Source organism: Pseudomonas sp. 43(2021) (assembly GCF_017490805.1).
Taxonomy (GTDB): Bacteria; Pseudomonadota; Gammaproteobacteria; order Pseudomonadales; family Pseudomonadaceae; genus Aquipseudomonas.
In genome coordinates, this window is record NZ_JAFGYJ010000032.1 from 45,295 (window position 1) to 56,377 (window position 11,083).

An 11,083-nucleotide genomic window follows, 5' to 3' on the forward strand; every position below is an offset into this window, starting at 1 on the left:
TGATTCTGCACCTTCTGAAATTTGCCCGACCAGGTAGTTCCTATGTCCGACCGCAGCGCTCGTCTCCAAGCACTCCAGAACGCACTCAAAGAGCGCATCCTGATCCTCGACGGCGGCATGGGTACTATGATCCAAAGCTACCGCCTCGAGGAACACGACTATCGTGGCACGCGTTTCGCCGATTGGCCAAGCGATGTCAAGGGTAACAACGACCTGTTGCTGCTCAGCCGCCCGGACGTGATCGCCGCCATCGAGAAGGCCTACCTGGATGCCGGCGCCGATATTCTCGAAACCAACACCTTCAACGCCACGCAGATTTCCCAGGCCGACTATGGCATGGAATCGCTGGTTTACGAGCTGAACGTCGAGGGCGCGCGCATCGCCCGCCAGGTGGCCGATGCCAAGACCCTGGAAACCCCGGACAAGCCGCGCTTCGTCGCCGGCGTGCTCGGCCCTACCAGCCGCACCTGCTCGATTTCCCCGGACGTCAACGACCCCGGCTACCGCAACGTCACCTTCGATGAGCTGGTAACGAACTACATCGAGGCTACCCGCGGCCTGATCGAAGGCGGCGCCGACCTGCTGCTGATCGAGACCATTTTCGACACCCTCAACGCCAAGGCGGCGATCTTCGCCGTGCAGCAGGTGTTCGAGGAAGACGGCATCGAACTGCCGATCATGATCTCCGGCACCATCACCGACGCCTCGGGCCGTACCCTGTCGGGCCAGACCACCGAAGCGTTCTGGAACTCGGTGCGCCACGCCAAGCCGATTTCCGTGGGCCTGAACTGCGCCCTTGGCGCCAAGGACCTGCGCCCGTACCTGGAAGAGCTGGCGACCAAGGCCGACACCCATGTCTCGGCCCACCCCAACGCCGGCCTGCCGAACGCCTTCGGTGAATACGACGAAACCCCGGCGGAAATGGCCGTGGTGGTCGAGGAATTCGCCGCCAGCGGCTTCCTCAACATCATCGGCGGCTGCTGCGGCACCACCCCGGGCCACATCCAGGCCATCGCCGAGGCCGTGGCCAAGTACAAGCCGCGCGAGATTCCGGAAATCGCCAAGGCCTGCCGCCTGTCGGGCCTGGAGCCGTTCACCATCGACCGCCAGTCGCTGTTCGTCAACGTCGGCGAGCGCACCAACATCACCGGCTCCGCCAAGTTCGCCCGGCTGATCCGTGAAGAGAACTACACCGAAGCCCTGGAAGTCGCCCTGCAGCAGGTCGAGGCCGGCGCCCAGGTAATCGACATCAACATGGACGAAGGGATGCTCGACTCCCAGGCCGCCATGGTCCGTTTCCTCAACCTGATCGCCGGCGAACCGGACATCTCGCGCGTGCCGATCATGATCGACTCGTCCAAGTGGGAAGTGATCGAAGCCGGCCTGAAATGCATCCAGGGCAAGGGCATCGTCAACTCCATTTCCATGAAGGAAGGCGTCGAGCAGTTCAAGCACCATGCCCGCCTGTGCAAGCGCTATGGCGCTGCCGTGGTGGTGATGGCCTTCGACGAGGTCGGCCAGGCCGATACCGCCGCGCGCAAGAAGGAAATCTGCCAGCGCAGCTATGACATCCTGGTCAACGAAGTGGGCTTCCCGCCGGAAGACATCATCTTCGACCCGAACATCTTCGCCGTCGCCACCGGCATCGAAGAGCACAACAACTACGCCGTCGATTTCATCGAGGCCTGTGCCTACATCCGCGACCACCTGCCCCACGCCCTGAGTTCGGGCGGTGTGTCCAACGTGTCGTTCTCGTTCCGGGGCAACAACCCGGTGCGTGAGGCGATCCACTCGGTATTCCTGTATCACGCCATCCAGAACGGCCTGACCATGGGTATCGTCAACGCCGGCCAGCTGGAGATCTATGACGAAATCCCGGCTGCACTGCGTGAAAAGGTCGAGGACGTGGTGCTCAACCGTACCCCGCATGGCACCGACGCGCTGCTGGCCATCGCCGACGACTACAAGGGCGGCGGCGCAACCAAGGAAGTGGAAAACGAAGAGTGGCGCTCGCTGCCGGTGGAAAAACGCCTGGAGCACGCGCTGGTCAAGGGCATCACCGCGTTCATCGTCGAAGACACCGAAGAATGCCGCCAGCAGTGCGCACGCCCGATCGAGGTGATCGAAGGCCCGCTGATGAATGGCATGAACGTGGTCGGCGACCTGTTCGGCGCGGGCAAGATGTTCCTGCCCCAGGTGGTGAAGTCGGCCCGCGTGATGAAACAGGCGGTAGCACACCTGATCCCGTTCATCGAAGCCGAGAAAGGCGACAAGCCGGAAGCCAAGGGCAAGATCCTGATGGCCACGGTAAAAGGCGACGTGCACGACATCGGCAAGAACATCGTCGGCGTGGTGCTGGGCTGTAACGGCTACGACATCGTCGACCTTGGCGTGATGGTGCCGGCCGAGAAGATCCTGCAAACCGCCCGCGACGAGAAGTGCGACATCATCGGCCTGTCCGGCCTGATCACGCCGTCACTGGACGAAATGGTCCACGTTGCCCGCGAAATGCAGCGCCAGGGCTTCCAGTTGCCGCTGATGATCGGCGGCGCCACCACCTCCAAGGCGCACACCGCGGTCAAGATCGAGCCCAAGTACAGCAACGACGCCGTGGTCTACGTCACCGACGCCTCGCGTGCGGTGGGCGTTGCCACCCAGTTGCTGTCCAAGGAGCTGAAAGCCGGCTTCGTCGAAAAGACCCGCCAGGAATACGAAGAAGTACGCGAGCGCACCGCCAACCGCAGTGCCCGCACCGAGCGCCTGAGCTACGCCCAGGCCATCGCCGCCAAGCCGCAGTACGACTGGGCTGGCTACCAGCCAGCGGTACCCTCCTTCACCGGCGTCAAGGTGCTGGAAGACATCGACCTGCGCACCTTGGCCGAGTACATCGACTGGACCCCGTTCTTCATCTCCTGGGACCTGGCTGGCAAGTTCCCGCGCATCCTCACCGACGAAGTGGTCGGCGAGGCTGCAACGGCGCTGTACAAGGATGCCCGCGAGATGCTCGACAAGCTGATCGACGAAAAACTGATCAGTGCCCGAGCGGTGTTCGGCTTCTGGCCGGCCAACCAGGTGGCCGATGACGACATCGAAGTCTATGGCGACAACGGCCAGGCACTGGCCACCCTGCACCACCTGCGCCAGCAGACCATCAAGCCGGACGGCAAGCCCAACTGGTCGCTGGCCGACTTCGTCGCGCCGAAGGCCAGTGGTGTCACCGATTATGTCGGTGGTTTCATCACCACCGCCGGCATCGGTGCCGAGGAAGTGGCCAAGGCCTATCAGGACAAGGGCGACGACTACAGCTCGATCATGGTCAAGGCCCTGGCCGACCGCCTGGCCGAGGCCTGTGCCGAATGGTTGCACGAGCAGGTGCGTAAAGAGCACTGGGGTTATGCCCGCGACGAACACCTGGACAACGAAGCGCTGATCAAGGAGCAGTACCGCGGCATTCGCCCGGCTCCCGGCTACCCGGCCTGCCCGGACCACACCGAGAAGGAAACCCTGTTCCGCCTGCTTGATGGCACTGCCATCGGCGAGACCGGGCCGAGCGGCGTGTTCCTCACCGATCACTTCGCGATGTTCCCGGCGGCGGCGGTCAGCGGCTGGTACTTTGCCCACCCGCAGGCGCAGTACTTTGCCGTGGGCAAGGTCGACAAGGACCAGATCGAGCGTTACAGCGCGCGCAAAGGCCAGGATGTGAGCGTGAGCGAGCGCTGGTTGGCGCCTAACCTCGGGTACGATAGCTAAGACCGCGTTGGCTTCTTCGCGGGCTTGCCCGCTCCCACAGGTACGACACAGGCCTCAGGTCCGGTGACATACCTGTGGGAGCGGGCGAGCCCGCGAAGAGGCCGGCAAAGCCAACCTCGATCTCATTGCCTACACTGTCCCTGATTGCCTCTGATTTCCTCAGGAGCCACCATGGACGATTCCAGCCAGGGCAAACCCCCGACCTTCTGGCAGATGCTGCACAGCATCCTCGCTGCCGCCTTCGGCGTGCAAAGCGGCAAGAACCGCGCCCGCGACTTCACCCACGGCAAGGCCAGCCATTTCATTGCGCTGGGGACGCTGTTCACCCTGGTGTTCATAGCCGTATTGATCGGCCTGGTGCAGTTGGCCCTGCACCTGGCTCGCTAGCCCGCGAAGAGGCCGGCACAGGCAAAGCAAAAACGCCCGCGGGACTCCCTCCCGCAGGCGCTCTGGCTGCATCACGGTCTTGAATACAAGTCTACTGGTGGCTGACCCAATACACGGCAGTGACCACCACCAGAACGATCAGGCAGAGGATCGCCCAGGCATCGACGCTGCTGTCAGCTTTGCGGACCTTGGTTGAGTTTCCCATTGCATTGCCTCTTGTAGTGGTTATGGGAATGCACTTCACCACCAGCAGTTAAGACGAGCAATGCCCTTCCCTCAAGCAGGGTCTTTCAATAATTGATCGGTGACGTCAGAAAGGGGTACTGATAGCCGGGCGGCCGCCCTTCGGCGCTGTACTGCTGGAAATCGACGCCGTAGTCGGCCCGTTCCAGCAGTTTCAGCCAATGCTTCGCCTTGGCCTGGTCGATCGGCTGCAACACCGGCGTGCGATGCTCGCGCAGACCGTCGCGGTTCACCGCCAGCCCCTGGGCGTCATCGTGAAGCATCACCATGGCCCAACCGCCGAGGGTGAAATGCCCGCCCATCAGCACGCTCAGACGCCCGTCGATACGTGCCCGCAGGGCAGCGGGCGAGCTGTTGATGGCGCTGAACAGCACATCGCGCCCCGGCTTGCGCCCCGCCTCCTCGAACGCCTGCATGGCACCAAAGGCCATCTCGTCATTGGCCGACCACACCAGGCGGGTAGCCGGGTAGCGCTCCAGCAGCTGCTGCGCCTGCTCGTAGGCGCGCTGACGGCTCCAGCCGCCATACACCACCTGACGCAAACGCACCTGGGGGAAATCGGCCAGGGCGCGGCGCATGCCTTCCTCGCGCAGCTGCGAGGCCGGTGTGGTCTTGACCCCGGCAAAGGCCACCAGGTCCACCGGCCCACTGTCGCGGGGCAACTGCGCGACCATCTGGTGCAACATCTGGAAGCCCGCCTGCTCGTCGTTGGCCGTCAAGGTGCCCAGCAGCTCGGCATACTTGTCGGGCTGGGCCTCGATGCTACGGGCCTGGCTGGCAGTCAGGCCGTTGTTGACCAGGAACAGCTTGACCCCGCTGCCACGCGACAGGCGGATGATCTCCGGCGCCACATACTGCTCGTTGACCAGCACCAGGTAATCCGGCCGCTGCGGCCCGCTCAGGATCGCCTTGGCCTGGGTCAGCGCCAGGTCGGCGCGGCGCTCGCTGTATTCCACGCGCAGGGTCATGCCCAGCTCGTCCGCGGCGGCCTGCATGAAGCGGGTATAACTGGTCCAGAACGTCTCGGAGGACAGCCCCGGGTTGAGGAAAACCACCGAAGCCGGCTGCGCGCTTGCCGCCAGCGGCAAGGCAAGACACAAGCTATGGCACAACGCCTTGAGCATGGGCTGAAATCCCTGCGAAGCAAACAGCGGATTATAAACGCCAGGCCACTCCAAGCGCACAAATGGCAGTCAGTCTCACATAGTCCATTTGGTTCTTTTCATATGCAAAAACATCACTTTAGCGCATAAACACAACCTGCTATCGTTCCTCGGCTCCGAAGCGGAGTGCGCGGCCGTGCGCGCGAATAGCTGCATGCCTGAGACAGGACTTTTATGTACGTATACGACGAGTACGATCAGCGGATCATCGAGGACCGCGTCAAGCAGTTCCGTGATCAGACCCGCCGCTATCTGGCCGGTGAGCTGAGCGAAGAAGAATTCCGCCCTCTGCGCCTGCAGAACGGCCTTTACATCCAGCGTTTCGCGCCGATGCTGCGTGTCGCCGTGCCGTACGGCCAGCTGAACGCCACCCAGGTCCGTACGCTGGCCAAGATCGCCCGCGACTACGACAAGGGCTACGCCCATATCTCCACCCGCCAGAACGTGCAATTCAACTGGCCGGCGCTGGAAGACATCCCGGACATCCTCGCCGAACTGGCCACCGTGCAGATGCACGCGATCCAGACCAGCGGCAACTGCCTGCGCAACACCACCACCGACCAGTTCGCCGGCGTGGCCGCAGACGAAATCGTCGACCCGCGCCCGTGGTGCGAAATCGTCCGCCAGTGGACCACCTTCCACCCGGAATTCGCCTACCTGCCGCGCAAGTTCAAGATTGCCATCAACGGCTCGCAGGAAGACCGCGCCGCCATCGAAGTGCACGACATCGGCCTGGAGCCGGTGCGCAATGCCGCTGGTGAACTGGGCTTCCGCGTGCTGGTCGGTGGCGGCCTGGGCCGTACCCCGGTGGTGGGCTCGTTCATCAACGAATTCCTGCCGTGGCAAGACCTGATCAGCTACCTCGACGCCATCCTGCGCGTGTACAACCGTTACGGTCGCCGTGACAACAAGTACAAGGCGCGGATCAAGATCCTGGTCAAGGCCCTTACCCCGGAAGTGTTCGCCGAGAAGGTCGAGGCCGAAATGGTCCACCTGCGTGGCGGCAGCACCACCCTGACCGAAGCCGAAGTGCAGCGTGTGTCGCGCCACTTCGTCGACCCGGCCTACCTGGCCCTGGACAACGTCGATTACACCGCCCAGGACGCCGAGTACCCAGGCTTCGCCCGCTGGCGCTCGCGCAACACCCGCGCTCACAAGCGCCCTGGTTACGTGGCCGTGACCCTGTCGCTGAAGCCCACCGGCGTTGCCCCGGGCGACCTGACCGACAAGCAGCTGGACGCCGTGGCCGACCTGGCCGAGCGCTACAGCTTCGGCTTCCTGCGCACTTCGCACGAGCAGAACATCATCCTTGCCGATGTCGAGCAGCGCCAGCTGCACGCCCTGTGGCTGGAACTGCGCGAAAGCGGCTTCGCCACCCCGAACATCGGCCTGCTGACCGACATCATCTGCTGCCCGGGTGGTGACTACTGCTCGCTGGCCAACGCCAAGTCGATCCCGATCGCCGAATCCATCCAGCGCCGCTTCGACGACCTGGACTACCTGTTCGACATCGGCGAAATCGACCTGAACATCTCCGGCTGCATGAACGCCTGCGGCCACCACCACGTGGGCCACATCGGCATCCTTGGCGTGGACAAGAAGGGCGAGGAGTTCTACCAGGTGTCGCTGGGCGGCAATGCCGCGCGTGGCGCGAGCCTGGGCAAGATCCTCGGCCCGTCCTTCGCCCAGGAAGACATGGCCGATGTGATCGAGAAGCTGATCGCCGTGTACGTCGAGCAACGTACCGAGGAAGAGCGTTTCATCGACACCTACCAGCGTATCGGCATCGACCCCTTCAAGGAACGCGTCTATGCAGCGAATCATTAAGAACAACCAGATCGTCGACGAAACCTGGCACCTGCTGCCCAAGGAAACGTCCTTTGACGAGCTGACCAACTGCGACGACTACATCGTCCCGCTGCAGATGTGGCGCGACCATGCCCACGTACTCAAGGCCCGCGACGGCGGCCTGGGCGTGTGGCTGGACAGCGATGAGCAGGCGGAAGAAATCGGCGAGGACGTACATCACTTCCAGGTCATCGCGCTGAACTTCCCGGCGTTCACCGACGGGCGCAACTACTCCAATGCGCGCCTGCTGCGTGACCGCTACAAGTTCAAGGGCGAGCTGCGCGCCATTGGCGACGTGCTGCGCGACCAGCTGTTCTTCATGGCCCGTTGCGGTTTTGACGCGTTCGCCATCCGTGCCGACAAGGACCCGGAAGACGCGCTGCAAAGCCTGAAGGACTTCTCGGTGACCTACCAGGCCGCCACCGACGAGCCGCTGCCGCTGTTCCGCCGCCGCTGATTGTCGCCTTGCAATGCCAAACGGCCCGCCTTCATGGCGGGCTGTTTCGTTTTCCTGTACCGGCCTCTTCGCGGGTGAACCCGCTCCCACAGGGTCTGCGCCGCACTCAGGAACGGTGCAGTACCTGTGGGAGCGGGTTCACCCGCGAAGAGGCCGGGTCAGGCTTACCCTGCATTCCTGCAGCAACAGTCACGACACAACGGCCTATTCTTGCCTCCCGGTCAAATGACCTTGGCCCCGCCCCACCTTAATCAATCCCCCTCAAAGCCGCACACTGCTCCCCACACGAAAAGCGATCGAACCCGAGCGACCAGGCTCGGTTCGGTTCACCCCTTACGCATCAGGAGCAGATCCATGAGCATTCCATCCTTCGGCCTCGGCACCTTCCGCCTCACCGGCCAGGCCGTCATCGATTCCGTCAAGTCGGCCCTGGAACTGGGCTACCGGGTCATCGACACCGCGCAGATCTACAAGAACGAAGCCGACGTTGGCCAGGCTATCGCCGAAAGCGGCGTCAAGCGCGACGAACTGTTCATCACCACCAAGATCTGGATTGAAAACTACGCCGCGGACAAGCTGATCCCCAGCCTGCGCGAGAGCCTGCAGAAACTGCGCACCGACTACGTCGACCTGCTGCTGATCCACTGGCCAGCCCCAGGCAACGGCGTTGAACTGCCCGAATACATGGCCGCCCTGGCCGAAGCCAAGAAGCTCGGCCTGACTCGCCAGATCGGTGTATCCAACTTCAACATCGAACTGACCCGCCAGGCCATCGAAGTGGTCGGCAAAGGCGAAATCGCCACCAACCAGATCGAGCTCAGCCCGTACCTGCAGAACAGCAAGCTGACCGCGTTCCTCAAGGAGCAAGGCGTCACCGTCACCTCGTACATGACCCTGGCTTACGGCAAGGTCCTGAAAGACCCGGTACTGGCCGACATCGCCGCCAAGCACAAGGCCACCGTCGCCCAGGTTGCCCTGGCCTGGGCCCTGCAGCTGGGCTACGCGGTGATCCCGTCGTCGACCAAACGCGAAAACCTGGCCAGCAACCTGCTCGCCCGTGACCTGAAGCTGGACGCCGACGACATGGCACGCATCGCCAAGCTCGAGCGCAATGGCCGCGAAGTCAGCCCTGACGGCCTGGCGCCAATCTGGGATTGATGCCATGACCACACCCCTCGAACGCCTGACCGCTGGCGGCTTCAGTGTCGGCCTGGAAGCGCCGCTGGACCACGACTGGACGCCCGCCGGTGAACAGGCACGGCGCCGCGACGGCCGCCAGTTCGGCGAGCCGGACCTGGCCCGCCATGCAGAACTGGCACAACTGGCCGACCGCCTGGGCTACCGCGCCCTGTGGATCCGCGATGTGCCGCTGTATGACCCGTCGTTCGGCGACGCCGCCCAGGTGTTCGAGGTGTTTGCCTACCTCGGCTACCTGGCCGGGGTAACCCGCGACATCCTGCTCGGCACGGCTGCCGTGGTGCTGCCGATTCGCGAACCGCTGCTGACCCTGAAGTCGGCCAATAGTGTGCAGCGCCTCAGCGGCAATCGCCTGCTGCTGGGCGTGGCCAGTGGTGACCGGCCGGTGGAATACCCGCTGTTCGGGCGGGATTTCGAGGGACGCGGCAACGCATTCCGCCAACAGGTCGCGCTGCTGCGTGATGGTGCCAACGGCCACCTGCCCGAAGGTCTGGCCGTATTACCCGGCACCGCCTCGCCGCTGCCGCTGCTGGTAGCCGGCCTGGCCCAGCAAAGCCCGGCATGGATCGGCAGCAACCTGGACGGCTGCCTGGCCTACCCCGGCACGCCGGATGACCACCGCCGGCGGGTCGCCGCCTGGCGCGCGGTGGCGGGCGACAAGCCCTACAGCAGCTTCATCCACCTGGACCTGGCGGACAACCCCGACGAACCGCTGCAACGCTGGCGCTTCGGTTTTCGCGGTGGCCGCAAGGCACTGGCGGCCGAGCTCGGCGCCCTGCGCGCGGCGGGCGTCGACCATATCGGCCTGCACCTGCGGCGTAACGTGCGACCGCTGGACGAAACCCTGCACGAAATCGCCGAATACGTACTGCCACAGTTCCATGAGACACCAGTCAAACTGACGGAGGCCACCCCATGCCCATTGACCGAGTTGGCCGCGCCGGAGCACGCGCAATGAACGCCGGGCGCGTCCTGTTTGCCCTGGCCATCGGTGCCTTCGGCATCGGCACCACCGAGTTCACGCCGATGGGCCTGCTGCCGGTGATCGCCCAAGGTGTCGACGTCAGCATCCCCAGCGCCGGCATGCTGATTACCGCCTACGCCATTGGTGTGATGGTCGGCGCGCCGATCATGACCCTGCTGTTCAGCCGTTTCGGCAAGCGCGCCGCACTGATGGCACTGATGGCCATCTTCACCCTCGGCAACCTGCTGTCGTCGCTGTCACCGGACTACTACACCCTGCTCGCCTCGCGATTGGTCACCAGCCTCAACCACGGCGCATTCTTCGGCCTTGGCGCGGTGGTGGCCGCCAGTGTGGTGCCCAAGGAGAAACAGGCCAGTGCCGTGGCCACCATGTTCATGGGCCTGACCATCGCCAATATCGGCGGCGTGCCGGCCGCCACCTGGATCGGCCAGCAGGTCGGCTGGCGCATGGCCTTTGCCGGTACCGCCGTGCTGGGCCTGCTGGCCATGGCCGCGCTGTGGTACGCCCTGCCCAAGGGTGAACGCGGCAGCGTGCCGCATGTGCGCAAGGAGCTAGCGGTCATTGCCCGCCCCAGCGTGCTGCTGGCAATGGCCACCACCGTGCTCGGTGCCGGCGCCATGTTCACCTTGTACACCTACGTAGCACCGGTACTGGCCGAACTGACCGGCGCCTCGGACAGCTTCGTCACCCTGGGCCTGGTGCTGATCGGTATCGGCTTCACCCTGGGCAACAGCCTGGGTGGCCGCCTGGCCGACTGGTCGCTGGAGGGTGCGGCGCGGATTGTCCTCGCGGCACTGGCAGTGATCATGCTGCTGATGCCGCTGGTACTGGGCAGCCACATCGGCGCCGCCATCGCCTTGCTGGTGTGGGGCATGTTCACCTTCGCCGTGGTACCGCCGCTGCAGATGCGGGTGATGATCGCCGCCATCGAAGCACCGGGGCTGGCCTCGTCGATCAACGTCGGCGCGTTCAACCTGGGCAACGCCTTGGGCGCGGCGCTGGGTGGTGCGGTGATCAGCCTGGATCTGGGCTTTGCGGCCGTGCCGATGGCCG

General features: G+C 64.1%; 8 protein-coding genes. 7 read left to right on the plus strand and 1 reads right to left on the minus strand.

Going from position 1 to position 11,083, the window contains the following annotated elements; all coding sequences use genetic code 11:
• Positions 1 to 42 precede the first annotated feature (42 nt).
• Entirely contained in the window at positions 43 to 3,750 is a 3,708-nt protein-coding gene (gene metH, locus J5M71_RS22970; RefSeq protein WP_207837427.1) for a methionine synthase, read from the plus strand.
• Between the two features lie 171 nt (positions 3,751 to 3,921).
• Complete coding sequence (locus J5M71_RS22975) at positions 3,922 to 4,137, plus strand: DUF2970 domain-containing protein (protein WP_003256398.1); 216 nt, start codon at positions 3,922 to 3,924, stop codon at positions 4,135 to 4,137.
• Positions 4,138 to 4,427: 290 nt separating this feature from the next.
• Here J5M71_RS22975 and J5M71_RS22980 read toward each other — a convergent pair whose 3' ends face one another.
• The gene (locus J5M71_RS22980) at positions 4,428 to 5,504 is read right to left on the minus strand and encodes an ABC transporter substrate-binding protein (protein WP_207837429.1); all 1,077 of its coding nucleotides are present in this window, start codon (positions 5,502 to 5,504) and stop codon (positions 4,428 to 4,430) included.
• A 213-nt stretch (positions 5,505 to 5,717) separates the two neighbouring features.
• Here J5M71_RS22980 and J5M71_RS22985 point away from each other — a divergent pair, with 213 nt between their 5' ends.
• From J5M71_RS22985 to J5M71_RS23005, 5 genes are all read left to right on the plus strand, one after another.
• On the plus strand, positions 5,718 to 7,370 hold the full coding sequence (locus tag J5M71_RS22985) for a nitrite/sulfite reductase (RefSeq protein WP_207837432.1): 1,653 nt from the start codon (positions 5,718 to 5,720) through the stop codon (positions 7,368 to 7,370).
• On the plus strand, positions 7,354 to 7,848 hold the full coding sequence (locus J5M71_RS22990; protein WP_063914061.1) for a DUF934 domain-containing protein: 495 nt from the start codon (positions 7,354 to 7,356) through the stop codon (positions 7,846 to 7,848). Before J5M71_RS22985 ends, J5M71_RS22990 begins: the two co-directional genes overlap by 17 nt.
• Before the next feature lie 354 nt (positions 7,849 to 8,202).
• Positions 8,203 to 9,006: a 2,5-didehydrogluconate reductase DkgB gene (gene dkgB, locus J5M71_RS22995; RefSeq protein WP_063914060.1), complete on the plus strand. Its 804-nt coding sequence runs from the start codon at positions 8,203 to 8,205 to the stop codon at positions 9,004 to 9,006.
• 4 nt (positions 9,007 to 9,010) lie between these two features.
• Positions 9,011 to 10,003 carry a TIGR03571 family LLM class oxidoreductase gene (locus J5M71_RS23000; protein ID WP_207837434.1) on the plus strand — a complete coding sequence of 331 codons (993 nt, stop codon included), beginning with the start codon at positions 9,011 to 9,013 and terminating at the stop codon, positions 10,001 to 10,003.
• The coding region (locus tag J5M71_RS23005) for an MFS transporter (RefSeq protein WP_207837443.1) at positions 10,000 to 11,083 on the plus strand (1,084 nt) is incomplete at its 3' end. The genes J5M71_RS23000 and J5M71_RS23005, both read left to right, overlap by 4 nt.